Source organism: Agromyces sp. MMS24-K17 (assembly GCF_043950245.1).
Classification (GTDB): domain Bacteria; phylum Actinomycetota; class Actinomycetes; order Actinomycetales; family Microbacteriaceae; genus Agromyces.
This window is the reverse complement of the sequence record NZ_CP171640.1, coordinates 2,699,900-2,725,651: the sequence shown is the minus strand read 5'-3', so window position 1 is coordinate 2,725,651 and position 25,752 is coordinate 2,699,900. Positions and strand designations below refer to the sequence as shown.

General features: G+C 72.8%; 24 protein-coding genes, 2 tRNA genes and 1 pseudogene. 16 read left to right on the top strand and 11 right to left on the bottom strand.

The window, feature by feature from the left end:
• Window positions 1-13: 13 nt before the first annotated feature.
• The 5 genes and pseudogenes from pepN (ACGGZK_RS12415) to ACGGZK_RS12395 all read left to right on the top strand — a co-directional run bounded on the left by pepN (ACGGZK_RS12415) (window position 14) and on the right by ACGGZK_RS12395 (window position 8,569).
• On the top strand, window positions 14-2,608 hold the full coding sequence (pepN, locus tag ACGGZK_RS12415; protein WP_395242959.1) for an aminopeptidase N: 2,595 nt from the start codon (window positions 14-16) through the stop codon (window positions 2,606-2,608).
• Window positions 2,609-2,613: 5 nt separating this feature from the next.
• The gene (pepN, locus tag ACGGZK_RS12410; RefSeq protein ID WP_395242958.1) at window positions 2,614-5,214 is read left to right on the top strand and encodes an aminopeptidase N; all 2,601 of its coding nucleotides are present in this window, start codon (window positions 2,614-2,616) and stop codon (window positions 5,212-5,214) included.
• An 11-nt stretch (window positions 5,215-5,225) separates the two neighbouring features.
• Window positions 5,226-6,341 (top strand): mechanosensitive ion channel family protein, encoded by a 1,116-nt coding sequence (locus tag ACGGZK_RS12405; protein WP_395242957.1) that lies wholly within the window; start codon window positions 5,226-5,228, stop codon window positions 6,339-6,341.
• A gap of 86 nt (window positions 6,342-6,427) precedes the next feature.
• Window positions 6,428-6,834 (top strand): annotated as a pseudogene (locus ACGGZK_RS12400) (globin).
• A 67-nt stretch (window positions 6,835-6,901) separates the two neighbouring features.
• The gene (locus ACGGZK_RS12395; protein ID WP_395242956.1) at window positions 6,902-8,569 is read left to right on the top strand and encodes an FAD-binding dehydrogenase; all 1,668 of its coding nucleotides are present in this window, start codon (window positions 6,902-6,904) and stop codon (window positions 8,567-8,569) included.
• Between the two features lie 152 nt (window positions 8,570-8,721).
• On the opposite strand, the gene ACGGZK_RS12390 is transcribed toward ACGGZK_RS12395, so the two are convergent.
• Window positions 8,722-9,411, bottom strand: a complete 690-nt coding sequence (locus ACGGZK_RS12390) for a hypothetical protein (protein WP_395242955.1) — start codon at window positions 9,409-9,411, stop codon at window positions 8,722-8,724.
• 90 nt (window positions 9,412-9,501) lie between these two features.
• Here ACGGZK_RS12390 and ACGGZK_RS12385 point away from each other — a divergent pair, with 90 nt between their 5' ends.
• The 3 genes from ACGGZK_RS12385 to ACGGZK_RS12375 all read left to right on the top strand — a co-directional run bounded on the left by ACGGZK_RS12385 (window position 9,502) and on the right by ACGGZK_RS12375 (window position 11,483).
• Complete coding sequence (locus ACGGZK_RS12385; RefSeq protein ID WP_395242954.1) at window positions 9,502-10,383, top strand: acyl-CoA thioesterase; 882 nt, start codon at window positions 9,502-9,504, stop codon at window positions 10,381-10,383.
• Window positions 10,384-10,478: 95 nt separating this feature from the next.
• Window positions 10,479-10,976: a ubiquinol-cytochrome c reductase iron-sulfur subunit gene (locus ACGGZK_RS12380; RefSeq protein ID WP_395242953.1), complete on the top strand. Its 498-nt coding sequence runs from the start codon at window positions 10,479-10,481 to the stop codon at window positions 10,974-10,976.
• Window positions 10,977-10,979: 3 nt separating this feature from the next.
• Entirely contained in the window at window positions 10,980-11,483 is a 504-nt protein-coding gene (locus ACGGZK_RS12375; protein WP_395242952.1) for a hypothetical protein, read from the top strand.
• Window positions 11,484-11,551: 68 nt separating this feature from the next.
• On the opposite strand, the gene ACGGZK_RS12370 is transcribed toward ACGGZK_RS12375, so the two are convergent.
• The 5 genes from ACGGZK_RS12370 to msrA all read right to left on the bottom strand — a co-directional run bounded on the left by ACGGZK_RS12370 (window position 11,552) and on the right by msrA (window position 15,648).
• Window positions 11,552-12,028 (bottom strand): acyl-CoA thioesterase, encoded by a 477-nt coding sequence (locus tag ACGGZK_RS12370; RefSeq protein ID WP_395242951.1) that lies wholly within the window; start codon window positions 12,026-12,028, stop codon window positions 11,552-11,554.
• Window positions 12,029-12,032: 4 nt separating this feature from the next.
• On the bottom strand, window positions 12,033-13,715 hold the full coding sequence (gene ettA, locus ACGGZK_RS12365) for an energy-dependent translational throttle protein EttA (protein WP_395242950.1): 1,683 nt from the start codon (window positions 13,713-13,715) through the stop codon (window positions 12,033-12,035).
• Window positions 13,716-13,719: 4 nt separating this feature from the next.
• Window positions 13,720-14,160 carry a DUF6993 domain-containing protein gene (locus ACGGZK_RS12360; protein WP_395246079.1) on the bottom strand — a complete coding sequence of 147 codons (441 nt, stop codon included), beginning with the start codon at window positions 14,158-14,160 and terminating at the stop codon, window positions 13,720-13,722.
• Window positions 14,063-14,917 (bottom strand): single-stranded DNA-binding protein, encoded by an 855-nt coding sequence (locus ACGGZK_RS12355; RefSeq protein ID WP_395242949.1) that lies wholly within the window; start codon window positions 14,915-14,917, stop codon window positions 14,063-14,065. The genes ACGGZK_RS12360 and ACGGZK_RS12355 overlap by 98 nt, the downstream gene beginning before the upstream one ends.
• A 206-nt stretch (window positions 14,918-15,123) precedes the next feature.
• The gene (gene msrA / locus ACGGZK_RS12350) at window positions 15,124-15,648 is read right to left on the bottom strand and encodes a peptide-methionine (S)-S-oxide reductase MsrA (RefSeq protein ID WP_395242948.1); all 525 of its coding nucleotides are present in this window, start codon (window positions 15,646-15,648) and stop codon (window positions 15,124-15,126) included.
• Window positions 15,649-15,666: 18 nt separating this feature from the next.
• Between msrA and ACGGZK_RS12345 the strand changes: the two genes are divergently transcribed.
• Window positions 15,667-16,671, top strand: a complete 1,005-nt coding sequence (locus ACGGZK_RS12345; protein ID WP_395242947.1) for an aldo/keto reductase — start codon at window positions 15,667-15,669, stop codon at window positions 16,669-16,671.
• A gap of 139 nt (window positions 16,672-16,810) precedes the next feature.
• The gene (locus tag ACGGZK_RS12340; protein WP_395242946.1) at window positions 16,811-17,491 is read left to right on the top strand and encodes a hypothetical protein; all 681 of its coding nucleotides are present in this window, start codon (window positions 16,811-16,813) and stop codon (window positions 17,489-17,491) included.
• Here the strand turns inward: ACGGZK_RS12340 and nadE are convergent.
• Window positions 17,460-18,323 carry an ammonia-dependent NAD(+) synthetase gene (gene nadE, locus ACGGZK_RS12335; protein ID WP_395242945.1) on the bottom strand — a complete coding sequence of 288 codons (864 nt, stop codon included), beginning with the start codon at window positions 18,321-18,323 and terminating at the stop codon, window positions 17,460-17,462. The two genes, ACGGZK_RS12340 and nadE, sit on opposite strands and share 32 nt — an antisense overlap.
• A 118-nt stretch (window positions 18,324-18,441) precedes the next feature.
• On the opposite strand from nadE, the gene ACGGZK_RS12330 reads away from it, so the two are divergent.
• From ACGGZK_RS12330 to ACGGZK_RS12305, 6 genes are all read left to right on the top strand, one after another.
• On the top strand, window positions 18,442-19,704 hold the full coding sequence (locus tag ACGGZK_RS12330) for a cation:proton antiporter (protein WP_395242944.1): 1,263 nt from the start codon (window positions 18,442-18,444) through the stop codon (window positions 19,702-19,704).
• A 64-nt stretch (window positions 19,705-19,768) separates the two neighbouring features.
• Window positions 19,769-19,841: transfer RNA gene (locus ACGGZK_RS12325), tRNA-Arg, on the top strand.
• Between the two features lie 41 nt (window positions 19,842-19,882).
• Complete coding sequence (gene orn / locus ACGGZK_RS12320) at window positions 19,883-20,506, top strand: oligoribonuclease (protein ID WP_395242943.1); 624 nt, start codon at window positions 19,883-19,885, stop codon at window positions 20,504-20,506.
• 43 nt (window positions 20,507-20,549) lie between these two features.
• Window positions 20,550-20,625, top strand: a tRNA-His gene (locus tag ACGGZK_RS12315).
• A gap of 43 nt (window positions 20,626-20,668) precedes the next feature.
• The gene (locus ACGGZK_RS12310; RefSeq protein ID WP_395242942.1) at window positions 20,669-21,037 is read left to right on the top strand and encodes a metallopeptidase family protein; all 369 of its coding nucleotides are present in this window, start codon (window positions 20,669-20,671) and stop codon (window positions 21,035-21,037) included.
• A gap of 50 nt (window positions 21,038-21,087) precedes the next feature.
• Entirely contained in the window at window positions 21,088-22,350 is a 1,263-nt protein-coding gene (locus tag ACGGZK_RS12305; RefSeq protein ID WP_395242941.1) for a hypothetical protein, read from the top strand.
• Between the two features lie 69 nt (window positions 22,351-22,419).
• On the opposite strand, the gene ACGGZK_RS12300 is transcribed toward ACGGZK_RS12305, so the two are convergent.
• From ACGGZK_RS12300 to ACGGZK_RS12285, 4 genes are all read right to left on the bottom strand, one after another.
• Window positions 22,420-22,680, bottom strand: coding sequence for a hypothetical protein (locus tag ACGGZK_RS12300; RefSeq protein ID WP_395242940.1), 261 nt, complete (start codon window positions 22,678-22,680; stop codon window positions 22,420-22,422).
• A gap of 91 nt (window positions 22,681-22,771) precedes the next feature.
• Window positions 22,772-23,377 (bottom strand): ATP-binding protein, encoded by a 606-nt coding sequence (locus ACGGZK_RS12295; protein WP_395242939.1) that lies wholly within the window; start codon window positions 23,375-23,377, stop codon window positions 22,772-22,774.
• A complete protein-coding gene (locus ACGGZK_RS12290; RefSeq protein WP_395242938.1) occupies window positions 23,374-24,210 on the bottom strand; it encodes an energy-coupling factor transporter transmembrane component T family protein in 837 nt (278 codons plus the stop codon). The genes ACGGZK_RS12295 and ACGGZK_RS12290 overlap by 4 nt, the downstream gene beginning before the upstream one ends.
• Complete coding sequence (locus tag ACGGZK_RS12285) at window positions 24,207-25,751, bottom strand: ABC transporter ATP-binding protein (protein WP_395242937.1); 1,545 nt, start codon at window positions 25,749-25,751, stop codon at window positions 24,207-24,209. Before ACGGZK_RS12285 ends, ACGGZK_RS12290 begins: the two co-directional genes overlap by 4 nt.
• Window position 25,752: the final 1 nt, after the last annotated feature.

The window sequence follows — 25,752 nt, the reverse complement described above, 5'->3', positions numbered from 1 at the left end:
GACTGGAGTCCACGTGCCCGGAGAGAACCTCACCCGCATCGAAGCCGCCGAGCGCGCGGCCCTCGTCACCGTCCACGACTACGACGTCGTGCTCGACGTGACGACCGGGCCCGACGTGTTCCGCTCGACCACGACCGTGCGGTTCGCCGCCGCCGAGGCGGGTGCTGCGACGTTCATCGACGCGATCACCGCGGCCGTGCACTCGGTCACCCTGAACGGCGTCGCGCTCGACCCGGCCGAGGTGAGCGACGGCGTGCGCATCCAGCTGCCCGGCCTCGCCGAGGAGAACGAGCTCGTCGTCGTCGCCGACGGCCGCTACATGCGCACCGGCGAGGGCCTGCATCGCTTCGTCGACCCCGCCGACGGCGAGGTGTACCTCTACACCCAGTTCGAGGTGCCCGACTCGCGCCGCATGTTCGCCGTGTTCGAGCAGCCCGACCTGAAGGCGGCGTTCCGCTTCACGGTGACGGCGCCCGCGCACTGGCAGGTCGTGTCGAACCAGCCGACGCCGGAGCCGACCCCGGCCGGCGCCGACGCCGACGGTGCCGAGGTCGCGACCTGGGCGTTCGGGGCCACCCCGCGCATCTCGAGCTACATCACCGCGCTCATCGCCGGCCCGTACGACGTCGTGCGCGACGAGCTCACCTCGAGCGACGGCCGCACCATCCCGCTCGGGGTGTTCAGCCGCAAGAGCCTCACCGAGTACCTCGACGCCGACTACATCTTCGAGAAGACGAAGCAGGGCTTCGCGTACTTCGAGGACAAGTTCGACGTGCCGTATCCGTTCGACAAGTACGACCAGCTCTTCGTGCCCGAGTACAACGCGGGCGCGATGGAGAACGCGGGCGCGGTCACCTTCACCGAGGTGTACGTGTTCCGCTCCAAGGTGACCGACGCGATCAAGGAGCGCCGCGTCGTCACGATCCTGCACGAGCTCGCGCACATGTGGTTCGGCGACCTCGTCACCATGAAGTGGTGGAACGACCTCTGGCTGAACGAGTCGTTCGCCGAGTGGGCGTCGACCATCGCCACGGCCGAGGCCACCGAATGGGTGCACGCCTGGACCACGTTCAACTCGATGGAGAAGAGCTGGGCGTACCGCCAGGACCAGCTCCCCTCGACGCACCCGATCTCCGCGGTCATCAACGACCTCGAGGACGTCATGGTGAACTTCGACGGCATCACGTACGCCAAGGGCGGCTCGGTGCTGAAGCAGCTCGTCGCGTGGGTCGGCATCGACGCGTTCTTCGCGGGCGTGTCGGCGTACTTCAAGAAGCACGCCTGGGGCAACACGACCCTCGCCGACCTGCTCGCCGAGCTCGAGGTCGCGAGCGGCCGCGAGCTCTCGGAGTGGTCGCAGGTGTGGCTCGAGACGGCCGGCGTGAACACGCTGCGCCCCGAGCTCGAGGTCTCGACGGGGCTCGACGGGCAGGAGGCGGGCACGATCACGTCGTTCGCCGTGCTCCAGTCGGCCGTGGCGGAGCACCCGACGATCCGCCCGCACCGCCTCGCGATCGGCTTCTACAACCTCGTCGACGGCGCGCTCGTGCGCGAGCACCGCGTCGAGCTCGACGTCGCAGGCGAGCGCACCGAGGTCGCGGAGCTCGTCGGCCTCGCCCGCCCCGACCTGGTCCTGCTCAACGACGACGACCTCGCCTACGCGAAGATCCGCCTCGACGAGGCATCCCACCGCTTCGCCCTCGCGAACCTGTCGGCGATCAGCGACCCGCTGGCACGCGCGCTCGTGTGGAGCAGCGTGTGGGACGCGACCCGCGACGGCGAGACCGCCGCGAGCGACTACCTCGACCTCGTGCTCGGCAACGTCGCGAGCGAGACCGAGTCGACGACGCTGCGCATCATCATCGCGAACGCGATCCTCTCCGCGAGCTCGTACGTCGTACCGGGGAAGCGCACCGCGGCCCGTGCCCGCCTCGCCGACGGCTTCTGGGCGCTCGCCGAGCAGGCCGAGGCCGGCGGCGACGCGCAGTTCCAGTTCGCCAAGGCGGCTGCCGCCCTCGCCGAGGCCGGCACGAAGGCCGACCGCATCGCCGGCCTCCTCGACGGCTCGGTGACGCTCGAGGGCCTCGAGGTCGACACCGACCTCGGCTGGGAGCTGCTGTACGCGCTCGTGGCCGCGGGTCGCGCGGGCGACGCCGAGATCGACGCGCGCCTCGCGACCGACCAGACCGCGACCGGCCAGGAGTCGGCGGCGCACGCGCGTGCCGCGATCCCGACCGCCGACGGCAAGGCGCGCGCCTGGTCGTCGCTGCTCGACGTCGACACCGCGACGAACTCGGTCGTGCGCACGACGGCGGCCGGCTTCCTCCGCGCCGACGACACGTCGCTGCTCGCCCCCTTCGTCGGCCCGTACTTCGACATGCTCGAGCGGGTCTGGGAGGAGCGCAGCTACGCGATCGCCGAGAAGCTCGTCGAGCTGCTCTACCCGTCGCCGCTCGCGAACCGCGACCTCGTCGACGCGAGCCACGCCTGGCTCGAGTCGCACGCCGACGCGTCGCCGGCACTGCGCCGCCTGATCGTCGAGAACGTCGCCGGCGTCGAGCGGGCGCTCGCCGCGCAGGCGCGGGACGCGCAGGGCACGGCGGAGTAGCCCGGATGCCACGGCCGGCCCTCACCCGCACCGAGGCCGAGGCGCGCGCCTCGGTCGTGTCCGACGCCGCGTACGAGGTCGTGCTCGACCTCACCGGCGACGAGGTGTTCCGCTCCGAGACCGTCGTGCGGTTCCGCGCGACGCCCGGTGCCTCGACCTTCATCGAGGCGACGACGGCGGCGGTGCACGAGCTCGTGCTCAACGGACGGGTGCTGGATCCGGCCGTGGCCTCCGACGGGTTCCGCATCGTGCTCGACGGCCTCGCCGCCGAGAACGAGCTGCGCGTCGTCGCCACGAACGCCTACACGAACTCCGGCGAGGGGCTGCACCGCTTCGTCGACCCGGTCGACGGCGAGGCGTACCTCTACACGGAGTTCGCCGTCGCCGAGGCGAACCGCGTGTACGCCGTGTTCGACCAGCCCGACCTCAAGGCCGGCGTGCGGTTCACGATCACCGCGCCCGCGCACTGGACCGTGCTGACCAACGCGCCGACGCCCGCACCGGGACCGGTACCGGCCGAGGCATCCGCCGCCGTCTGGTCCTTCGAGACCGGGCCGGTCATCTCCAGCTACATCGTCGCGATCATCGCCGGGCCGTACGCGTCGTGGCGCGGCAGCGCCCGGAGCGTCGACGGCCGGGACGTGCCGCTCGGCCTCTTCACGCGCGCATCGCTCGCGCAGTACGCCGACCCCGAGATGATGTTCGGCACCGTGCAGGCCGGGCTCGCGTTCTACGAGCGGGCGTTCGGCGTGCCGTACCCGTTCGGCAAGTACGACCAGGTGTTCGTGCCCGAGTACAACTGGGGCGCCATGGAGAACGTCGGCGCCGTCACGTTCAACGAGGGCTACCTGTTCCGGTCGCGCGTGTCCGACGCGCGCCGCGAGCAGCGGGCGATCGTCGTGCTGCACGAGCTCAGCCACATGTGGTTCGGCAACGCCGTGACGATGCAATGGTGGAACGACCTCTGGCTGAACGAGTCGTTCGCGACGTGGGCGTCGACCCTCGCGACGTCGCAGGTCACCGAGTTCACGGGCGTCTGGGCGACGTTCGCGAGCGACGAGAAGACGCACGCCGCCGAGCAGGACCAGCTCCCCTCGACGCATCCGATCGTCGCCGACATCGACGACCTCGGCGACGTCGAGGTGAACTTCGACGCCATCACCTACGACAAGGGCGCCTCGGTGCTGAAGCAGCTCGTCGCATGGGTGGGGCTCGACGCGTTCCAGCGCGGCGTGGGCGCGTACCTGGCCCGCCACGCGGGCGGCAACGCGACGCTGCGCGACCTCCTCGACGAGCTCGAGGCGGCCGGCGGCCGCGACCTCACCCGCTGGAGCGAGCTGTGGCTCGAGACCGCGGGCGTCAACACCCTGCGTGCGGTGGTCGAGACGACGGTGTCCACTGGGACCGGCTCGGGCACGATCACGTCCGCGACGGTCGAGCAGACCGCCGCGGCGACGCATCCGACCCTGCGACCGCACCGGCTCGCGATCGGCTGCTACCGGCGCGACGGCGACGCCCTCGTGCGGACCGAGCGCATCGAGCTCGACGTCGACGGGCCGTCCACGCCCGTGCCCGACCTCGTCGGGCTCACCGCCCCCGACCTGCTCCTCGTCAACGACGACGACCTCACCTACGCGAAGGTGCGCCTCGACGAGCGGTCGTTCCGCACCGCCGTCGACCACCTCGCGGACATCGCCGACCCGGTCGCCCGGGCCGTCGTGCTCGGCTCGGCGTGGGACGCGGTGCGCGACGCCGAGCTCCCCGCCCGCGACTTCGTGCGGCTCGTGCTCGGCTCGGTCGGCCGCGAGACCCAATCCGCGGCGCGATCGCTCGCCCTCACCCGGCTCGAGTTCGCGCTCGGGCGCTACGTCGACGAGGGCCGGAAGGACCGGCTCGCCGCGGAGGCCGGCGACGCGGTGTGGGCGCAGGCGCAACTCGCCGACGCCGGTTCCGACGCGCAGCTGCAGTTCACGAAGGCGTTCACGCGCCTCGCGGCGACGACGGCGCACGCCCACGTGCTCGCCTCGCTCGCCGACGGGTCGATCGCCTTCGACGGCCTCGAGGTCGACCTCGACCTGCGGTGGGAGATCGTCATCGCCCGCGCCGCGCTCGGCGCCGCCGACGACGCCGAGATCGACGCGGCGCTCGCCCTCGACGAGACGGCCAAGGGTCGCCAGCTCGCCGAGACGGCGCGGGCCGCCCGCCCCGACCAGGCCGTGAAGGATGCGGCGTGGGAGCGGGTCGCCACCGACGGCACGCTGTCGAACGACCTGGCGCGGGCGATCGCCGAGGGCTGGCAGCGCGCGAAGCCCGCATCGCTGCTGCGGTCGAACGTGCGCCGCTACTTCTCGCTGCTCCAGCGCACCTGGTCGGAGCGGAGCTTCACCATGGCCTCCATCGTCGTGCGCCGGCTCTACCCGGCCGCGCTCGTCGACCCGGAGCTCGCCACGCTGACCCGCGCCTGGCTCGAGGCGAACCCCGAGCCGGCGCCGCTGCACCGCCTCGTGTCGGAGCAGCTCGCCGACCTCGAGCGTGCGCTCGCGGCGCGCGCCGTCGACGCCTCCGCGACGACGGGTCCGACCGAGCTCCCAGCCGCCGCGAACTAGACTCTCCGACCATGCACGTGCCAGCAGAGGAGACCCCGCTCGACGCGGGGTTCTGGACCGGGCTCGCCGGGTGGTGGGCCGAGAACTGGGGCGTCTTCCTCGGCAAGACCGTCTCGATCCTCGTGATCATCGGCGTCGCCCTGCTGATCCGCTGGATCCTGCACTTCGTCATCGACCGGGTCGTCACCCGCGTCGTCTCTGGCGTCAAGCGCAAGCAGGACGTCACCGACACGCAGGCCCTCCAGGCGTCGCCGCTCGCCGCCGTGCGCGTCGTGCAGCGCACCAGGACGCTCGGCTCGGTGCTGTCGAACATCGTGAACGTGACGTTGTTCATCGTCGTCACGCTCATGATCGTCGCGACGATCAACGCGGAGATCCTCGGCTCGTTCGCGCTGCTGTCGGCCGCGATCGGCGCGGGCCTCGGCTTCGGAGCGCAGAACATCGTCAAGGACTCGCTCAACGGCATCTTCATGGTCGTCGAGGACCAGCTCGGCGTCGGCGACGTCGTCGACCTCGGCCCCGCGACCGGCATCGTCGAGGAGGTGCGGATCCGCATCACGACGGTGCGCGACGTGAACGGCACCCTGTGGTTCGTGCGGAACGGCGAGATCCTCCGCGTCGGCAACATGTCGCAGGGCTGGTCGCGGGTCATCATCGACCTCGCCGTGCCGTACGACGCCGACATCGACGCCGTCGAGGCGGAGATGCTGCGCACGGCCACCGAGCTGGCGCAGTCGTCGAAGTGGCGCTCCCGGGTGCTCGAGAAGCCCGAGATCTGGGGCCTCGAGTCGATCTCCGCCGAGGCGATGGTCACCCGCATCGTCATGAAGGTGCGCACGTCCGCGAAGGACGACATCGCCCGCGAGCTGCGGATGCGGCTCAAGCGCTCGCTCGACGCCATGGACGTGCAGCTGCCGAGCCTCAACGCCGTGGTCCTCAGCGGCTTCGACGGCGCCACCCGCGTGAAGGGCTCGCGCCCGCCGAAGACGGCCCCGAACGCCGTCATGGCGAACGGCGAGCCGGGCATCCCGACCGCTCCGGGCGCGAAGCGCGCGCCGAAGAACCCGAAGGCACCGAAGGCGCCGCGCACGCCGCCCCAGACTCCCCCGACCGGAGGCACCCCGTGACCGAGTCGCACCCGACCGAGGCATCCGCCCGGCCCGACGCATCCGACGCATCGCGGACGTCCGCCGTGCCGCCCGCGGCCGTGCCGTTGCGCGGCAGCGAGCACGGCGCCGCGCTCGGCGCGTCCTTCTACGAGCAGGTCGGCGGCAGCGCGACCTTCGAACGGCTCGTCGACGAGTTCTACCGGGGCGTCGCCGACGACCCGGTGCTGAAGCCCATGTACCCCGAGGAGGACCTCGGGCCCGCGAAGCGGCGCCTGCAGCTCTTCCTCGAGCAGTACTGGGGCGGCCCCGGCACGTACAGCGCGGAACGCGGTCACCCCCGCCTGCGCCTGCGCCACCAGCCGTTCAAGGTCAACCCGGACGCCCGCGACCGGTGGCTCGCCCACATGCGCCGCGCGGTCGACTCGCTCGAGCTCCCCCGCTCGCCGAGGAGACGCTGTGGGACTACCTGCAGCGCGCCGCGTTCGCGATGGTGAACACCTTCGAGGACTGACCCGCCGGCACCGCCGGCCGACCGGCCGCATTCCCCCACCCCTGCCCCACGACGAAGGAGTCCCCAAGTGGCAGCACCCTCCCCCGACCGCACCCCCGACGCGATCATCGTCGGCGCCGGCCTCGCCGGCCTCGTCGCCGCGTCCGAGCTGGTCGACGCCGGCAAGCACGTCGTGATCGTCGAGCAGGAGCCGGCGGCGAGCCTCGGCGGCCAGGCGCACTGGTCGTTCGGCGGCCTGTTCCTCATCGACTCGCCCGAGCAGCGCCGCATGGGCGTGAAGGACTCGATCGACCTCGCCCGCCAGGACTGGGCCGGCACCGCCGGGTTCGACCGCGACGACGAGGACGAGTGGGGCCGCAAGTGGGCCGAGGCGTACCTCGAGTTCGCCGCCGGCGAGAAGCGCGCCTGGCTCCGCGAGAAGGGCGTGAGCTTCTTCCCGGTCGTCGGCTGGGCCGAGCGCGGGGCGGGCGCCCCGGTCGGGCACGGCAACTCGGTGCCCAGGTTCCACATCACGTGGGGCACGGGTCCGGGCGTGCTGGCGCCGTTCGTCGCCCGCGTGCGGGCGGGGGCGGCCGCCGGGCTCGTCGACCTGCGGCACCGCCACCGCGTCGACGAGCTCATCGTGGAGGACGGCGCCGTCGTCGGCGTGCGCGGCACGGTCCTCGCCGACGACGACGCCGCCCGCGGCGAGGCGAGCAACCGCGACGCCGTCGGCGAGTTCGAGGTGCGCGCCCCGGCGGTCGTCGTCGCCTCCGGCGGCATCGGCGGCAACCAGGAGCTCGTGCGCAAGTTCTGGCCCGAGCGGCTCGGCACCCCGCCCGCCGAGATGCTCTCGGGCGTGCCCGCGCACGTCGACGGGCGCATGCTGCCGATCGCCGAGCAGGCGGGCGCCCGTCTCGTGAACTCCGACCGGATGTGGCACTACACCGAGGGCATCACGAACTGGGACCCGATCTGGCCCTCGCACGGCATCCGCATCCTGCCCGGCCCGTCGTCGCTCTGGTTCGACGCCACCGGCAAGCGCCTGCCGGTGCCGCTGTTCCCCGGGTTCGACACGCTCGGCACGCTCGAGCACCTCTCGCACACCGGCTACGGCCACTCGTGGTTCGTGCTCACCCAGAAGATCATCGAGAAGGAGTTCGCGCTCTCGGGCAGCGAACAGAACCCCGACCTCACCGGGAAGGACCTGAAGCTCCTCGCCCAGCGCGTGAAGTCGGGCGCGCCCGGGCCGGTCGAGGCGTTCAAGCAGCACGGGGTGGACTTCGTCGTGGCCGACACCCTCCCGGAGCTGCTCGAGGGCATGCGCGACCTCTCGGGCGACGCCCCGCTCGACACCGAGGCCGTCGAGCGCGAGATCCTCGCCCGCGACCGGGAGCTCGACAACGAGTTCTCGAAGGACCTGCAGCTCGCCGCGATCCGCTCGGCGCGCCGGTACCGCGGCGACAAGCTGATCCGCGTCGCGACGCCGCACCGCATCCTCGACCCCGGCGCCGGCCCGCTCATCGCGGTGAAGCTGCACATCCTGACCCGCAAGACGCTCGGCGGCATCCAGACCGACCTCGACGCACGCGCACTCGGCAGCGACGGCGCGCCCGTGCCCGGCCTCTACGCGGTCGGGGAAGCCGCGGGCTTCGGCGGCGGCGGCGTGCACGGCTACCGGGCCCTCGAGGGCACCTTCCTCGGCGGCTGCCTCTTCACCGGCCGGACGGCGGGGCGGGCGATCGCGCGCGGGTGACCTGCGTGCCGGGCGCGGCCGCACGTGCGGCCGCGCCCGGCACGCGTCGACGGGGCGGATGCGTCGAGAAACGGCCCCGCACACCCGGCTCGCACAACGGGTTCGGGCGGATGCCCCGGGCTGGATGCCTCGGGCGGATGCCTCGGCGAGCCTCAGGCCTTGAGGCTCCACGCCCGACGGCGGACCAGCACGTGGCCGCGGCGTGAGCTGAGCCGTGTCCAGGGACCGGTCTCGAAGACGCCGATCGGGTCGTCGCCGAGGAAGCCGAGGCTGACGGCGGCGAACGCGGCGCCCGCGGGCACGTACTCGAGCCCGGCGATCTCGCGGCCCCAGACCTCCGACCTCACCCGCTGCACCAGCTGCTCGCCCGTGCCCGCCGGGATCGCCTCGGCGACCTCCTCGATGCCGGCGCGGGCGGCCGTCTCCAGCGTGAGCGCGTCGGTCTGCCCGAGCGCGCGCCAGCCGCCGCGCGGCGGCGAGATGCCGGCCCACGTGACGGTGCTCACCTCGTGCGGGCGGGACATCCGCACCGGCCCCGCCTCGGAGCCCTCGGGGCGCTCCGCGAGCTCCGCCCGCGCGCGCACGATGCGGTCGACGAGCGAGCGCATCGGCACGACCGAGTCGAAGTCCTCGGTGTCGGTGAGGGCGAAGGTGCGCAGCCCCAGCACCGTCGGCGTCTCGTCGAGGATGCCGCGCGGATACAGGATCGCGGTGTACACCGCGAGGATGCCGTTGCCGGCGATCAGCCGCACGGAACCGTCGTCGACGCGCCCCGCGCGCTGCAGGTAGGTATGGAGGTCGCCGAGCGAGAGGCCGTCGGCGAGGGTGAAGTGCTCGACCATCGCCTGTCTAAACTACCAACGGAGCGCCTGTGCCTCCGCTGGAGGCCGCTTCTCCGGCGCGGCGACGCGCTGCCGCGAACGGAGGAACGGATGACGAGCCCGCTCGAAGGCCTGTTGAGCACGCTGGAACTCACCGACACGGGGGCGCGGACCTCGGAGGACATCTTCACCGGTCCGTCGCAGTGGATGCCCCGCGGACGCGTGTTCGGCGGGCAGGTGCTGGCGCAGTCGCTGGTCGCCGCGACCCGCACGGTCGAGGACGACCGCGCGCTGCACTCGATGCACGGGTACTTCCTGCGGCCCGGTGACGTGAACCATCCGATCACGTTCGCCGTCGACCGGATCCACGACGGGCGGTCGTTCTCGACGCGCCGCACGCAGGCGTTCCAGCACGGCCAGCCGATCCTCTCGCTCATCGCCTCGTTCCAGACCGTCGACGACGGCGTGCACCACCAGGTCGAGATGCCGACCGACCTGCCCGGGCCCGACGACCTGCCGACGGCGGCCGAGGTGCTCGGCCGTATCGACCACGACGTGGCGCGCCACTGGTCGAATGAGCGCGCCTTCGACGTGCGGCACGTGCCGTCGCCGATCTACCTCCGCGTCGACGGCGAGCGGGTGCCGCGGCAGGCCGTGTGGATGCGCGCCGTCGGGCGCCTGCCCGACGACCCGAAGCTGCACCGCGCGGCCCTCGCCTACGCCAGCGACTACTCGATCCTCGAGCCGATCCTGCGCGCGCACGGCGTCGCGTGGGCGACCCCCGGCCTGAAGATCGCGAGCCTCGACCACGCCATGTGGTGGCACCGCGACGCGAGGGCCGACGAGTGGGTGCTGTTCACCCAGGAGTCGCCCTCCGCGGGCGGCGGTCGCGGGCTCTCGCTCGGGCGCATCTACACGCCCGACGGCACGCTCGTCGCGAGCGTCGCGCAGGAGGGGATGATCCGCCTCCCCGACCCCGAAGCATTCGTCTGAATGAATCCTGTGCATCGGCGAGCCGCACCGGCCGATGCTCCAGAATGGGCACCGGGGCACCGCGGCGGGCGCGGTCCGACGAGAGGCGGTCGACGATGACGGAAGCCACGGAACTCACGCGGCGCACGATCCTGACCATCGGCGGAACGGGAGCGGTCGGCGGCGCCCTGCTGCTCGCCGGCTGTGCGGCCGACGATCCCGCCGGGTCGAGTCCGTCGCCCGACGACGGTGCGGATGCCTCGACCGACCCGTCACCCGACACCTCGGCCCCGTCCGGGGACGCCTCCTCGCCCGCGACCGGAATCGAGATCGCCGCACTCGCCGACGTCCCCGTCGGCGGCAGCATCAGCGTCACGATCGACGGGCAGGACGCGCTGCTCGCGCAGCCGACCGCCGGCCAGGTCGTGGCCTTCAGCGCCATCTGCACCCACCAGGGCTGCGTCGTCGCCCCGAAGGGCGCGGAGTTCGACTGCCCGTGCCACGGCTCGAAATTCGACGCGGCCACCGGCGAGGTACTCAACGGACCCGCGCTGAAGCCGCTCCCCTCGATCGCCGTCAAGGTCGACGGCGACCGCATCGTCGCCGGAGCCTGACCCATGGACTACGAGTTCGCCGGGCTCCCGCTGCACGTGCTCGTCGTGCACGCGACCATCGTCGCGATCCCGCTCGTCTCCGTCATGCTCGTCGTCGTCGGGGCGTGGCCGGCGGCGCGCCGCGTGCTCTGGATCCCGGTCTCGCTCGCCGCGATCGCCCTGGTGCCGCTCGTGCAGCTGACGGTGTCGGCAGGCGAATGGCTCCAGGCCCGCGTGCCCGCCACCCCGCTCATCCAGGACCACACCACCAAGGGCCAGGGGCTCATGCCGTGGGCGATCGGCCTCGCCGTCGTCGGCGTCGCGCTCGCGGCCTGGGCGATCGTGGAGCTGGTGTCCCGCCGCCGGGGCCGGACGGTCGGCCGGGGCGCGGTGATCGCCGCGAGTGCGGTCCTGACGGTCGCGGCGGTCGTCGTCGGCGCCGGGGCGACGTGGAACCTCATCCAGATCGGCGAGGCCGGCTCCCGCGCGGTGTGGGAGGGGTCGTTCAGCGACGAACCGCTGGACTGAGCCGGCCGACCGGCTGACCGACCGACCACCGGCCGGGCCGGGCCCGGGGCGCGAGGGGTTGCGGGCGCTCAGCGGTGGCGGAACTCGATCGGGTCGGCCAGGTACGGCTCCCACGCGCTGCGCTCGTGCGGCGTGATCCGCCGTGGGCGGCCGGAGGCCGCCTCGACGAGCACGATCGTCGTCGCCGCTCGCGTGTGCAGCACCCGGGGCTCCGCCCCCTCGGCCGAGTAGACCTCGTAGCAGACGTCGAGGCTCGCGCCGCCCATCCGGCCGATCCAGAGCTCGACGTCGAGCGGCAGCCGACTGTACGGGATCGGCGCGAGGTACTCGACCTCCTGCCGGGCGATCAGCGTGAACGTCGACGTGCCGGGGCTCGCGTCGATCACGGCGGTCGTCGCACCGGCGGCGTGCTCGGAGGTGTCGTCCGACACCCAGAACGCCTGGATGCGAGCCTCCTCGAGGAGGCTCAGCATCCGGGCGTTGTTCACGTGCCCGTACGCGTCGAGGTCGCCCCAGCGGAGCGGGATCGGCACGTGCAGGCGCATGGGGTCAGTCGCGGGTGAGCTTGCGGTAGGTCGACCGGTGCGGCTTCGCCGCATCGGCGCCGAGCCGGTCGACCTTGTTCGCCTCGTACGCCTCGAAGTTGCCCTCGAACCAGTACCAGTCGGCCGGGCTCTCGTCGGTGCCCTCGTACGCGAGGATGTGCGTCGCGATGCGGTCGAGGAACCACCGGTCGTGGGTGATCACGACGGCGCAGCCGGGGAACTCGAGCAGCGCGTTCTCGAGGCTCGACAGCGTCTCGACGTCGAGGTCGTTCGTGGGCTCGTCGAGGAGCAGGAGGTTGCCGCCCTGCTTGAGCGTGAGCGCGAGGTTGAGCCGGTTGCGCTCACCGCCCGAGAGCACGCCGGCCTTCTTCTGCTGGTCGGGGCCCTTGAAGCCGAACGTGGAGACGTAGGCGCGGCTCGGCACCTCGGTCTTGCCGACCTGGATGTAGTCGAGCCCGTCGGACACGACCTCCCACAGGTTCTTGTTCGGGTCGATGCCGGTGCGCGACTGGTCGACGTACGAGATCTTCACGGTCTCGCCGACCTTCACGGTGCCCGCGTCGACCGGCTCGAAGCCGACGATCGTCTTGAACAGCGTCGACTTGCCGACGCCGTTCGGGCCGATGATGCCGACGATGCCGTTGCGGGGCAGCGAGAACGAGAGCTTGTCGATGAGCTTGCGGTCGCCGAAGCCCTTCTCGAGGTTCTTGACCTCGAGCACGACGTCGCCCAGGCGCGGGCCCGGCGGGATCTGGATCTCCTCGAAGTCGAGCTTCCGCGTGCGGTCGGCCTCGGCTGCCATCTCCTCGTAGCGGGCGAGACGGGCCTTCGACTTCGCCTGACGGCCCTTGGCGTTCGAGCGGACCCACTCGAGCTCGTCCTTCAGTCGCTTCTGGAGCTTCTGGTCCTTCTTGCCCTGGACCTCGAGGCGCTCGGCCTTCTTCTCGAGGTAGGTGGAGTAGTTGCCCTCGTAGGGATAGAGACGGCCCCGGTCGACCTCGCAGATCCACTCCGCGACGTGGTCGAGGAAGTACCTGTCGTGCGTGACGGCGAGCACGGCACCGGGGTACTTCGCCAGGTGCTGCTCGAGCCAGAGCACGCTCTCGGCGTCGAGGTGGTTCGTGGGCTCGTCGAGGAGGAGCAGGTCGGGCTTCTGCAGCAGGAGCTTGCAGAGGGCGACGCGTCGCTTCTCACCGCCCGAGAGCACCGACACGATGGTGTCGCTCGGCGGGCACCGCAGGGCGTCCATCGCCTGCTCGAGCTGGGAGTCGAGGTCCCACGCGTCGGCGGCGTCGATGTCCTCCTGCAGCTTGCCCATCTCGGCGAGCAGCGTGTCGAAGTCGGCGTCGGGGTCGGCCATCGCGGCCGAGATCTCGTTGAACCGGTCGATCTTGCCCTTGATCTCGCCGACGCCCTCCTGGACGTTCTCGAGCACGGTCTTCGACTCGTCGAGCACGGGCTCCTGCATGAGGATCCCGACCGAGTAGCCCGGCGTGAGCCGAGCCTCGCCGTTGGACGGCTGGTCGAGGCCCGCCATGATCTTGAGGATCGTCGACTTGCCCGCGCCGTTCGGACCGACGACGCCGATCTTCGCGCCGGGGAGGAACGCCATCGTGACGTCGTCGAGGATCACCTTGTCGCCGACCGCCTTGCGGGCGCGAACCATCGAGTAGATGTAATCTGCCATGTCCCTACCAGTCTATGGGGACGGTCTGCCCGACCAGGCAGCGACCGGTTCCGAGCAGCGGACGCACGGCGCCGTGGTACCCGCCGGACGCCGGCCCGTACTGGCCGACGAGGCACTCGCCCTGGAACTCGACCGAGAACTGGATCGAGTCGGCAGGCGTGTCCAGGGTGGTGGTGTCGCTCGTGACCTGCATCTTCGCCTTGTCGAAGCCGCCGGCCACGAGCGCGTCGATGAAGGCCCGCCCGTTCGCCCCGGCGTTCGCCGCGACCACCCCGGCGTTCACGTAGTCGAAGTAGGGGAGGTTCTCGGTCGCCGACAGGTCGGGTGCCAGGGTCGGCATCGGCACGTCAACGGGTGCGGTGGAGCTCGACGGCGTGGGCCGATCGCCCGCCGCATCGGTGGGGGTCGGCGTCGGTGCGGCCGACCCGCCCGTGCACCCGGCCAGGGCGAGGACGATCAGGAACGCGATCCCGGCGCTCGCCGGGATCGCGGTGGTGCCGAGCCGCCGACGCATGGATCCCCTTTCGGCGGAGCCGTCCGCCCGGAGCCGAGTCTATGCGGTGGGCTCCGGCCGGGCGGACGGCATGCGGCGGCTTCTCAGCGATCCGCGCCGGCGAGGGCGAACGCCCCGAACTCGGGCTCCGCCTCCTCGTCGTCGAAGGGCTCCTCGCCGTCGTGCGGCTCGTCGAGCAGGGATGCGGCCGCGAGGAGATCGGCGTCGTCCGAGCCTCCGGCCGAGTCATCCGCCCGGTCCGTGGGGCTGTCGCCGCCGACTCCACCGATACCCTCGCTGCCCTCGTCGCCCTCGACGTCGGCGGACGCGTCGGCCGCCGCGGGACGCGCAGCCGGCTCGACGCGGCGCAGCGTCGTGATGCCCCAGGACAGGTCGTGGCCGACGGCCTCGGCCTCGATCTCGACGGCCGTGCCGCTCTTCTCCCCGCCTGCCAGGCGCGGAGCTTGAGTCGCCCGTGGACGACGACGTGCTGGCCGCGGCGGATCGACGCCGCCACGTTGTCGGCGAGCGTGCGGAACGTCGAGACGGTGTACCAGTTCGTCTCGCCGTTCTCCCACGACCCCGACGCGCGGTCGAAGTAGCGGCGCGTCGAGGCGAGCCGGAACGTGGTGATGACGAGCCCCTGGCTCGTCGTGAACGGCCGCGGGTCTCCGCCCACGATGCCGGTGATGGTGATGAGGTCGCTCATCGGATACTCCTCCGGTCGGCGCCGCCCGGGATGGCGGCTCGCGGCATCCGGAGCGCTCGTGCCGGAGGTCGCCCCGGATGCCGCGTGCTCCGAGCCTCCACGTGGAGCGGGGCATCCGACCGCGGCCGTCGCGGAACCGTGGGGTGCCGGCCGAAGCCGACCCGGTGGGGAGGAGCGGTCGGCGAGGAGCGGCCAGCGAGGAGCGGTCAGGCGACCACGTACTCGGCGTACGAACGCCGGATCTTGTTCACCTTCGGCACCGCGACGGCGAGGCAGTAGCCCTGGCCCGGGTTCTTGGCGAAGAAGTCCTGGTGGTACTCCTCGGCGTCGAAGAACGCGCCGAGGGGCTCGATCGTCGTGAGGATCTCGCCGTCCCACCAGTCGGCCGCGCGCTCGCGGGCCTCCTCGAACAGCTCGCGCTGCGCGTCATCGGAGGGGAACATCGCCGAACGGTACTGGGTGCCGACGTCCTCGCCCTGGCGGTTCAGCTGCCGCGGGTCGTGGAGCGTGAAGAAGACGTCGAGCACGACCTCGCGGGGCAGCACCGCCGGGTCGAACACGACCTTCACGGCCTCGGCGTGGCCCGTCGATCCGGTGCACACGAGCTCGTAGGACGGGTTCGGCGTCGTGCCGCCCGTGTAGCCCGAGACCACGTCCTCCACGCCGCGCAGGGTGCGGTACACCGCGTCGAGGCACCAGAAGCAACCGCCGGCCAGAACGAATGTCTCCATCGTCCTAGGCTAACCCGCATGACCTATCTCGCCGCCTCCGACCGCTACGACGCCATGGACTACCGACGAGTGGGCCGCAGCGGCCTGAAGCTCCCCGCACTCTCGCTCGGCCTGTGGCACAACTTCGGCCACGACCGCCCGCTCGAGACCCAGCGTGCGATCGTCCGCCGCGCGTTCGACCTCGGCATCACGCACTTCGACCTCGCGAACAACTACGGCCCGCCCGCCGGCAGCGCCGAGGAGAACTTCGGCCGCCTGATCGCGAGCGACCTGAAGCCGTACCGGGACGAGATCATCGTCTCGTCGAAGGCCGGCTACTTCATGTGGGACGGCCCCTACGGCGACTGGGGCTCGCGCAAGTACCTGCTCTCCTCGCTCGACCAGAGCCTGTCGCGGCTCGGCCTCGAGTACGTCGACGTCTTCTACTCGCACCGGCCCGACCCCGAGACGCCGATCGAGGAGACGATGGGGGCGCTCGCGCACGCCGTGCGCCAGGGCAAGGCGCTCTACGCGGGCATCTCGAACTACTCGCCCGAGCAGACCCGACGCGCGGCCGAGGCGCTGGCGGCCGAGGGCGTGCCGCTGACCATCCACCAGCCGCGCTACTCGATGTTCGACCGGCACATCGAGGACGGCCTGTTCGAGGCCCTCGACGAGGTCGGCGCATCGAGCATCGTGTTCTCGCCCCTGGCTCAGGGCCTGCTGACCGACCGCTACCTCGGCGGCGACGTGCCGGCCGACTCGCGCGCAGCGCAGGGCCGGTTCCTCACGGCCGACCGCATCGACGAGCAGTACCTGGAGCGCGCTCGCGCGCTGGACGCGATCGCGACGGACCGCGGGCAGACGCTCGCGCAGCTCGCGCTGTCGTGGGTGCTCCGCCAGCCGCTCGTGACGAGCGCGCTCATCGGCGCCTCGAGCGTCGCCCAGCTCGAGCAGAACGTCGCCGCACTCGACGCCGAGCCGCTCACCGCCGACGAGATCTCGGCGATCGAGCCCTACGCGGTGCACGGCACCGGGCTCTGACCCGCCGGGTCGCCGCACCGCGCCGGCTCACCCATCCGCTCCGATCGGGGCCCGTCGACGACACGTCGCCGGGCCCCGATCCGTTGGCGCGCCGGGCGAGGTACCCGGTCGCCGCCCCCGCCGGCGGTACCGTACGCGCATGGAGTGGTGGAACGACCTCATCGACTGGCTCACGTCCGCGGCCGCGCGGCCCGTCATCTTCGCAGCCGTGGTGCTGTTCTTCGCCGTCGTGGCGGCCGGCCTGCTCTCCGCGTGGATCGCGTCCGGCGCGGTCCGCCGGGTGGTCGCCCAGCGCGACCGCGAGGCCAAGGCGGCGGCCATCGCCGCGCTGGTGGATGCCGCGACCGAGGCATCCGTCTGGAACTCGCTCACCCCGCAGGAGCAGGTGCTCGCCGACCGCACCGTCGGCCAGGCCGACATCCTCGTGCGGCTCCTCCCGATCCGCGGCTCCGACGTCGCCGCGAACTGGGCCGCGCACCAGCTCCACGAGCTGAAGCGCGCCTCGGCGACCTTCGGCTACCAGCTCGACCCGGCCGTGGCGGAGTTCCGCGACCGGATGCTGGACTGGGAGCGCCACCCGTCGCGCACGCGCCGGCAGTTCCAGAACGACCTCGCCCGCTGGCGCACGCAGCGCCAGGAGCCGGAGACGGCCCTCGTCGAGGCCCAGGACACCTGGGTCGCCGAGCAGCACCACGACCGGTACGGCGACACCGCCGCCTACGAGCCGCCGGCGCGCTCGTCGGAGCCGCCGACGCGGACCGCGCCGACGCCCGTCGTGACGGCCGACCTCAGCGACTCCAGGCCGTCTTCGGCGAGCTGACGCCGTCGGCGTCGAGCCACCACTCGTCGAACGGCGAGACCGGCACCGTGCGCTTGTGCCGCGTCTGGAGGAACCGCAGCTCGATCGCGTCGGCCACCTCGTCGGCCACCTCGCGGCCCTCGAGGAACGCGTCGATGTCGCGGTAGGCGAGTCCGAGGTTCGCCTCGTCGGCCTGGCCGGGATCGTGGTCGAGGAGGTCGGCGGTCGGCACCTTCAGGTAGAGCTGCTCGGGGGCGCCGAGGTGCTGGAGCACGTCGCGCCCCTGGCGCTTGGTCAGGCCGGTCAGCGGGAGGATGTCGGCTCCGCCGTCGCCGAACTTCGTGAAGAAGCCGGTCACGGCCTCGGCGGCGTGGTCGGTGCCGACGACGAGCAGCGCCCCCTCCCCCGCGAGGCCGTACTGCGCGACCATCCGGAGGCGCGCCTTCACGTTGCCCTTGCCGAAGTCGCTGATCGGCGCGCCGACCGCGGCCTCGAAGTCGGTCGTGAGGCCGTCGACGCCGCCCTTGATGTTGAACGACACGGTCTCGGGGGCGTCGATGAAGCCGAGCGCGAGCTGCGCGTCGGCCTCGTCGCGCTGCACCCCGTAGGGCAGGCGGACGGCGACGAACCGGGTCGGCCGCCCCTCGGCGACGAGCTCCGCGACGGCGAGTGAGCAGAGTCGCCCCGCCAGCGTGGAGTCCTGCCCGCCGCTGATGCCGAGCACGAGTCCCTTGGCCCCCGTGGCCACGAGGTACTCCTTCAGGAAGTCGACGCGTCGACGCACCTCGGCGGCGGGGTCGATCTCGGGGCTGACGTTGAGTTCGGCGATGATCTGGGCCTGGAGGTCGCGCATGGGTCGACGATACTGCGCGGATGTTTCGGAGGCGCAACACGTCCCGCGGCAGGCGGAGACGGCGACGCCGCGCACTAGCATCGCGTCAGGCCGCGGTCGCGGCCGCCTTGGGGGGACCATGGACATCTCGCTCGGCACGCTCGTGCTCATCCCGGCCGTCGCCGTCTTCGCACCGCTGCTCGTGCGGGCCACGGGCCGCTGGGCGGCGATCCCGCTCGTCGTGTTCGAGATCGTCCTCGGGCTGCTGCTGGGCCCGGCGGTGCTGGGCTGGATCCAGCCGAGCGAGCTGACCGAGGCGATCGGCGACTTCGGGCTCGCGATGCTCTTCTTCCTCGCCGGCAACGAGATCGACTTCCGGGCGATCCGCGGACGCCCGCTCACCCGGGCCGCGCTCGGCTGGCTCGTGTCGCTCGCGGCCGGCGTCGCGATCGGGCTGCTGCTCTCCCCCGGCGCCGCGGGCGTCTTCATCGGCATCGCGCTCACGTCGACGGCGCTCGGCACGCTCCTGCCGGTGCTGCGGGATGCCGGGCACCTGCGTACGCCGTTCGGCATCGCGGTCCTCGCGATCGGCGCCGTGGGCGAGTTCGGCCCGCTGCTGGCGATCTCGCTGTTCCTCAGCGGGCGGAATCCCGGCGTCGCCACGGTGGTCCTCATCGCCTTCGCCGTGGTCGCGGGCGGGGCGATCTGGCTCGCGGCAGTCGGCGCGGGCCGCCGTCTGCACGCCGTGATCACCGCGACGCTCCACACGAGCGGCCAGTTCGCCGTGCGGCTCGTCGTGCTGATCCTCGTGGCGCTGATCGCCCTCAGCATGGTGCTGGGCCTCGACATGCTGCTCGGTGCATTCGCCGCCGGCGTCATCTTCCGCCTGCTGCTCGCCGGTGCGCCCGAACGCGACGTCGAGGCGATCGAGGGCAAGCTCGAGGCGCTCGGGTACGGCCTGCTGGTGCCCGTGTTCTTCATCCTCACGGGCGTGACCTTCGACCTCGAGGCGCTCGTCGCCTCGCCGGCGACCCTCGCGCTGCTGCCGATCTTCCTCGTGCTGCTGCTCGTGGTGCGGGGCATCCCCGCGACCCTCGCTGCGCCCTCCGGTGCGACGCGACGCGATCGCGTCGCCATCGGCCTGCTCGGCGCCACGGGCCTGCCGATCATCGTCGCCGTCACCGGCCTCGGCGTCGACGACGGCGCGCTGTCGACCGGTGTGGCGGCGGCGCTCGTCGGTGCGGGCATGCTGTCGGTGCTGCTGTTCCCGCTCATCGGGCTCGCCGTGGAACGACGGGGCGGCGCGGACCACTCGCCGGCCGTGGGCGACGCCCGCGACGGGGCGGATGCCCCGACGGCCGCCGGCGGCGCGCCTGAGCCGCACATCCCGACGGAGGGCTGACCGGGGCGCCGGGCCGCGCCCCCGACGAGGCCGACGGCGGCGGTTCGATAAGCTTGCCTCGAGGGCCCCCGTAGCTCAGCGGATAGAGCAGCAGCCTTCTAATCTGTCGGTCGCAGGTTCGATTCCTGCCGGGGGCGCCGCAGCGGCCGGGTCGGACCCTGCCGGTAGACTCGCCGCCATGGCATCAGCGACCGACCGACTGGTCTGGATCGACTGCGAGATGACCGGGCTCGACCTCGAGGTCGACGAACTGGTCGAGATCGCCGTCGTCATCACCGACTACGACCTGAAGCCGGTCGACGCCGGTTTCAGCATCGTGATCAAGCCCGACCCGAGCGCCCTGGCGTCGATGGGCGAGTTCGTCCGGGAGATGCACACGCAGTCGGGGCTGATCGAGGAGATCCCGAACGGGGTGTCACTGGCCGACGCCGAGTACCAGGTGCTCGAGTACGTGCTGAAGCACGTGCCCGAGGAGCAGCGCGCCCCGCTGGCCGGCAACTCCATCGGCACCGACCGCGCATTCCTCGCGAAGTACATGCCGCGCCTCGACGCCCACCTGCACTACCGCAACGTCGACGTCTCCTCGATCAAGGAGCTCTCGAAGCGCTGGTTCCCGCGGGCGTTCTTCAACTCACCCGCCAAGAACGGCGGCCATCGGGCCCTCGCCGACATCCTCGAGTCGATCCGCGAGCTCGAGTACTACCGGCGCGCCGTCTTCGTCGCCGACCCCGGGCCCACGAGCCAGGAGCTCCAGGCGATCGCAGCGACCGTCGTGTCAGAGTTCGCCCCCGACGTGGTGTAAGCTCGGAGGGTTGCCACGGCCGCGCAAGCTTCCGTGACGCATGGTGGGTATAGCTCAGTTGGTAGAGCGCCTGGTTGTGGTCCAGGAGGTCGCGGGTTCAAGCCCCGTTACTCACCCCAAGTGCCCCGCTCCGGCTCCGTCCGGGCGGGGCATCCGTATCGGATGGCCGAGATCGGAGGCGACGTGCAGCTGGATGCCGAGGCCTTCGAGGCGATCGTCGTGGACGAGCTCGACCTGCTGCCCGACGACATGGTCGACGGCCTCGAGAACGTCGTGTTCGTCGTGGAGGACCGCCCGGAGGACGGCTCGCTCGACCTGCTCGGCCTCTACGACGGGACCTCCCTCACCGAGCGCGACCGCTACGGGTTCGGCGAGATGCCCGACCGGATCATCCTCTACCGTGAACCGCTGCTGGCGATCTGCGACGACGAGGACGAGTTGCGCGACGAGATCCACGTGACCCTCGTGCACGAGATCGCGCACTTCTACGGCATCGACGACGACCGACTGCACGAACTCGGCTGGGCCTGAGCCCGCGCCGTGGCCCGGGGCGCCCCGGCCGGGCGGTTAGCCTGTTGCACATGGTGCTCTCCCCCGGCCGCATCGTCGGCATCGCCGTCGGCACGCTCGCGATCCTCGGCATCGGCGTCTACGGCCCGGCGATGCTGCTCGGACCGCTTCCGGCCGCCGCGGTGACGCCGGCGGCCGCCGCGACCACTGCCCCCGCACCGGCGGAGATCCCGCTTCCCGCGGTCGGCCAGTCTGCGCTCGCCGTGCTCGACGAGGCCGGCGAACCGAGCACGATCGCCACCGCGGGCGACGGCAGCGCCGTGCCGATCGGCGGCGCCGCGAAGCTCGTCACCGTGCTCACCGTGCTCGACTCCCTGCCCTTGGTGGCCGACCAGGCCGGTCCCGACATCCCGATCGGCCCCGCCGACTACACCGACTACCTGCGGTACCGCGACGAAGGATCCCGGGTGCTGCAGGTGTCGCCCGGCGAGAAGTGGTCGGAGCGCGACGTCGTGCGCGCGGCCCTCCTCGCCTCGAGCAACAACCACGCCGACACGCTCGCGCGCTGGGCGTTCGGCGGGGTCGAGCCGTACGTCGCCGCGGCGAACGGATGGCTCGCCGAGCAGGGCTTCACCGCGACTCGAGTCGCCGATGCGACGGGCCTGTCGGGCGACAACGTCGGCAACGCCGAGGAGCTCTCCCGGCTGGTCGCGCTCGCCATGCAGGACCCGGAGCTCGTCGCGATCCTCGACGAAGCGGGATCGACGGCGGTCGGCCAGCGCAGCATCCCCGACGTCGTCGGGCACCTCGCGGACCGGGGCATCCGCACCCTGACCCGCAGCTACACCGATCAGGCCGCGCTCACCTACGCGTTCACGACCACGCTGCCGAGCGACGGCGGCACCCCGGTGCGGCTCGTCGGCGCGATGCTGCTCATCCCCGACTACGACACCCTCGACCCGGCCGTCCGCACCGCCGTCGACGGCGTGACGGCCGCGGCGGCCCCCGTCGACCTGATCACCGAGGGGTCGGTGTACGCGACCGTGCGCACGGCCTGGGGCGACCAGGCCGACCTCGTCGCGACGGCGACCCGGCAGGGCGCCGGCTGGTCGGGTGCGACCGGCACGCCGGACGTCAGCGTCGACGAGATCCGCACGTCGCCCGCCGGGCGCGAGGTCGGGCGCGTCACGATCCCCACGGGGTCCGGCGAGGTCGCCTCACCGCTCGAGGTGTCGAGCGACCTGAACGACCCAGGCCCCATCTGGCGCCTGACGAACCCGTTCGCGATCATCGGCGCCTTCACGGCCGACCAGGAGCGCGCAGCCGAGGGCTGAGCGGGCCGCGCGGACGCGGAGCGCCGGAGGCCGCGCAGCGGCGCCGCCGCCGCCGGCACCCGAGTCGGGTCAGTCGTTGTCGTCCTCGTCGAACTCGACCGGGTCGGAGTCGTCGGCGTCGAACCGGAAGCGCACGCGCAGTTCGTCGCCGACCGTCCGCTCGTCGACGGCGTCGTACCAGAACAGCGACTCGAGTCCGTCGACCGCCGCGACCATGCCGACCCGCCGTTCGGACTCGCCGCCGACCAGCGCGCGGCGCTCGAAGTCGCCCTCGAGGGGCCCGTCGATGAACTCGGCGACGTACTCGCCGCCGGCGGTGTCAGCACTCATGGCTCCACGCTACGCCTGCGACGACGGTTGCGGGGACGCCGATGGGCGCGTCGCGGCGCATCCCGCGGAGGTGGTGCGACGCAGCGCCCGGTCAGGCGCCGTCGGGCGTCGCCCGCAGCACGAGGTGAGCGCGCGCGGCCGGCCGGCCGGCGGCGTACCGGCGCCACTGCACCTCCCAGCGGTCCCAGAAGGGATCGAAGCGGCCCTCGTCGCGCTCGAGCGCCCGGCGCCGGCGCGCCACGTCGGGCGCGGCCAGCCAGACGCGCAGCACGCCGGCGTCATCGCCCACCGCGGCGAAGGCGCCGCACCCCTCCACGATCAGCGGCCCGGGCGCCGGACGCACCGGCACCGGGGGCAGTGTGCGATCGGCGTCCCAGTCCCACGGTCGGCGCCACCCCACACGGCCCCGCCGCAGCGGCGCCAGCTGCCCCGCCCCGACGGCGGCCGCGCCGCGATCGAGGCCGTCCCAGCCCGGGTAGGCGTCGTCGAGCCGGATGACCCGGGCGGGGCGCGCGGCGCCGCCGAGGTCGGACGCCACCGCGACCGCCAGCGTCGACTTGCCGGCGCCGCTCGGCCCGTCGATCGCGATCAGGGGCGCTCGGAGACGCCGCGCCTCCTGTCGGATGCGCCGGATCGCGGCGGCGGCCGGCCCCGGTTCGACGTCGCGCCCTCGTTCGCCGCCCGATCCGGCGGTCACGCCCACACCGGGTGGAAGGTGCCCGCGGCCACCGCCGCGCCGATCGCGAGCACGCCGACCGCGACCGCGATGGCCACGAGCACCGCATCGAGCGGGCCGACGGTGGACTCCCTCGCCCACGTCCGGGGTCGGTCGGCACCGAAGCCACGGGCCTCCATGGCCGTCGCGAGCTTCGACCCGCGCCGGATGGCGAGGACGAGCAGCGCGAACGCCATCGTCGCGAAGCGGCGGACGGCGCCATGGTCGCCGATGCCGCGTGCGCGCCGCGACAGCGACATCGCACGCCAGTCCTCGAGGAACAATCCGACCAACCGGGCACCGGCCAGCGCGCCGAGCACGAACCGGCTCGGCAGGCGCCAGACCTGCGCCAGCCCGTCGGCCAGCTCCGTCGGGTCGACGTCGAGGAACAGGAGCACCGCCGAGATGCCGACCGCGAGCACTCGGAGCGTGACCGCGATCGCGAGCTCGATCGACCCGTCGGTGATGCGCACGAGGCCGAACTCGACGTGGACCGTGCCGGACGGCTCGCCGTAGAGCAGCATGCTGACGCCGGCGATCGGCGCAGCGACGAGGATCGGCCACGTCCGGCGCGCGATGAGCGCCGGATTCGCACCCGCCGCGAGGAACAGCCCGAGCTGCAGCACCAGCGCGACCGCCGCGCTGACCCAGTCGACCGTGAGCAGCAACGGGGTGGTCACGATCATCGCCGCGGCGAGGCGGGTGACGGGATTCACGCGCGACACGAGCCGCAGCCGCCGTGCCGGTTCCGGCGCGGCGAGCACCGGGACCGGCGGATCGGCGACGGCCGGAGGCATCCGCTCGTCGAGGCTCATGCGGCCTCCCCCGTCGCCCGCGGTGCGCTCGCGCGCCGATCGACGTCCGCAGCGGCGTCCGGCAGCACGGCCCGACGGTCGCCGAGCGCCGCCACGTACGCGGCGTCGTGGGTGACCGAGAGCAGGGTGAGGCCCTCGTCGACGAGCTCGCGGAGCAGGAGCACCAGCTCGACCCACGTCACCCGGTCCTGCCCGAACGTCGGCTCGTCGAGGATGACGACGCGCGGCTGTGCGGCGAGCACCGAGGCGACCGTGAGGCGGCGCTGCTCGCCGCCGCTCAGCGTGAACGGGTTCGCCTCCGCGAGCCGGTCGAGCCGCAGCCGCTGGAGCACCTCGTCGGCGCGCCGCGCGGCCTCCGCGTCGCCGTGCCCGAGCGCCCGGGCGGCCACGGCCACCTCCGCGCGCACCGTGCGGGCGACGAACTGGTGCTCGGGCTCCTGGAAGACCGTGCCGATGCGGGTGAGCAGCTGGCGCGAGCGCCACCGGATCGGGTCGGTGCCGATGCCGTCGGCGAGCCCGGCGGACGCCACGACCCGACCCTCGAGCGGCGGCAGCAGGCCGCCCAGCGTCAGCGCGAGCGTCGACTTGCCGGCGCCGTTCGGCCCGGTCAGCACGGTCGACGCGCCGGCCGGCAGCGCGAGGTCGAGCCCGCGGCGGATGACCCGCTCCCGGCTCCGGCCGATGGCCAGGCCCTCGCCGACGAGTTCGAGCGGCGCGTCGGCCGCCGCCGGCACGGCCGGGGCGACGGGCAGGTCGGCACCCGGCACCCAGACGCCGGCCGCGAGCAGCCGCTCCCGGTGCGCCGCGAGCACCTCGTCGGGGGCACCGTCGGCGATCAGGCGACCCTCGGCGCCGAAGACGACGACCCGGTCGACGAGGTCGCGCCAGACGTCGACCCGGTGCTCGACGACCACGAGCGTCGCGCCCGTCTCGTCGAGCACCCGGCGGACCGCGGCGCGCACCTCGGCGACGCCGCTCGGGTCGAGGTTCGCCGTCGGCTCGTCCAGCAGCAGCAGGCCGGGCTGCATCGCGAGCGCCCCGGCGAGGGCGAGGCGCTGCTTCTGCCCGCCCGACAGGCGGCTCGTCGGATGCTCCAGCGGCAGGTCGAGGCCCACGGCCTCCAGCGCCCCGCGCACCCGCGGCCAGATGCCCTCGCGCGGCACGCTCAGGTTCTCGCACGCGAACGCGACGTCGTCGCCCACGCGGGCGAGGATCACCTGCGAATCCGGGTCCTGCAGCACGAGCCCCGCGCGACCGCGGGCGGCCGTGCTGTCGACGCCGTCGACCAGCAGGCGGCCGACGGACTCGCCCTCCTCGGCACCGCCGTGGACGCCGGCGAGGGCGTGCAGGAACGTCGACTTGCCGCTCCCCGAGGACCCGACGACGAGCACCCGTTCACCCGCCTCGATGCGCAGGTCGAGCCCCTCGACCGCCCAGCGGAGCCGCCCGGCGTGCCGCCAGCCCCAGCCGCGCGCCTCGACCGCGGCCGGGCCCGTCGGTGCGGCGGGCCCGCCCGTGGCGATCGGTCGTGTCGCCGGCACG

Coding starts and splice junctions, on each gene's coding strand:
- pepN (WP_395242958.1), top strand. CDS start 2,614: ATGCCACGGCCGGCCCTCACCCGCACCGAGGCCGAGGCGCGCGCCTCG.
- ACGGZK_RS12405 (WP_395242957.1), top strand. CDS start 5,226: ATGCACGTGCCAGCAGAGGAGACCCCGCTCGACGCGGGGTTCTGGACC.
- ACGGZK_RS12390 (WP_395242955.1), bottom strand. CDS start 9,411: ATGGTCGAGCACTTCACCCTCGCCGACGGCCTCTCGCTCGGCGACCTC.
- ACGGZK_RS12385 (WP_395242954.1), top strand. CDS start 9,502: ATGACGAGCCCGCTCGAAGGCCTGTTGAGCACGCTGGAACTCACCGAC.
- ACGGZK_RS12380 (WP_395242953.1), top strand. CDS start 10,479: ATGACGGAAGCCACGGAACTCACGCGGCGCACGATCCTGACCATCGGC.
- ACGGZK_RS12375 (WP_395242952.1), top strand. CDS start 10,980: ATGGACTACGAGTTCGCCGGGCTCCCGCTGCACGTGCTCGTCGTGCAC.
- ACGGZK_RS12370 (WP_395242951.1), bottom strand. CDS start 12,028: ATGCGCCTGCACGTGCCGATCCCGCTCCGCTGGGGCGACCTCGACGCG.
- ettA (WP_395242950.1), bottom strand. CDS start 13,715: ATGGCAGATTACATCTACTCGATGGTTCGCGCCCGCAAGGCGGTCGGC.
- ACGGZK_RS12355 (WP_395242949.1), bottom strand. CDS start 14,917: ATGAGCGACCTCATCACCATCACCGGCATCGTGGGCGGAGACCCGCGG.
- msrA (WP_395242948.1), bottom strand. CDS start 15,648: ATGGAGACATTCGTTCTGGCCGGCGGTTGCTTCTGGTGCCTCGACGCG.
- ACGGZK_RS12345 (WP_395242947.1), top strand. CDS start 15,667: ATGACCTATCTCGCCGCCTCCGACCGCTACGACGCCATGGACTACCGA.
- ACGGZK_RS12340 (WP_395242946.1), top strand. CDS start 16,811: ATGGAGTGGTGGAACGACCTCATCGACTGGCTCACGTCCGCGGCCGCG.
- nadE (WP_395242945.1), bottom strand. CDS start 18,323: ATGCGCGACCTCCAGGCCCAGATCATCGCCGAACTCAACGTCAGCCCC.
- ACGGZK_RS12330 (WP_395242944.1), top strand. CDS start 18,442: ATGGACATCTCGCTCGGCACGCTCGTGCTCATCCCGGCCGTCGCCGTC.
- orn (WP_395242943.1), top strand. CDS start 19,883: ATGGCATCAGCGACCGACCGACTGGTCTGGATCGACTGCGAGATGACC.
- ACGGZK_RS12310 (WP_395242942.1), top strand. CDS start 20,669: ATGGCCGAGATCGGAGGCGACGTGCAGCTGGATGCCGAGGCCTTCGAG.
- ACGGZK_RS12305 (WP_395242941.1), top strand. CDS start 21,088: ATGGTGCTCTCCCCCGGCCGCATCGTCGGCATCGCCGTCGGCACGCTC.
- ACGGZK_RS12300 (WP_395242940.1), bottom strand. CDS start 22,680: ATGAGTGCTGACACCGCCGGCGGCGAGTACGTCGCCGAGTTCATCGAC.
- ACGGZK_RS12290 (WP_395242938.1), bottom strand. CDS start 24,210: ATGAGCCTCGACGAGCGGATGCCTCCGGCCGTCGCCGATCCGCCGGTC.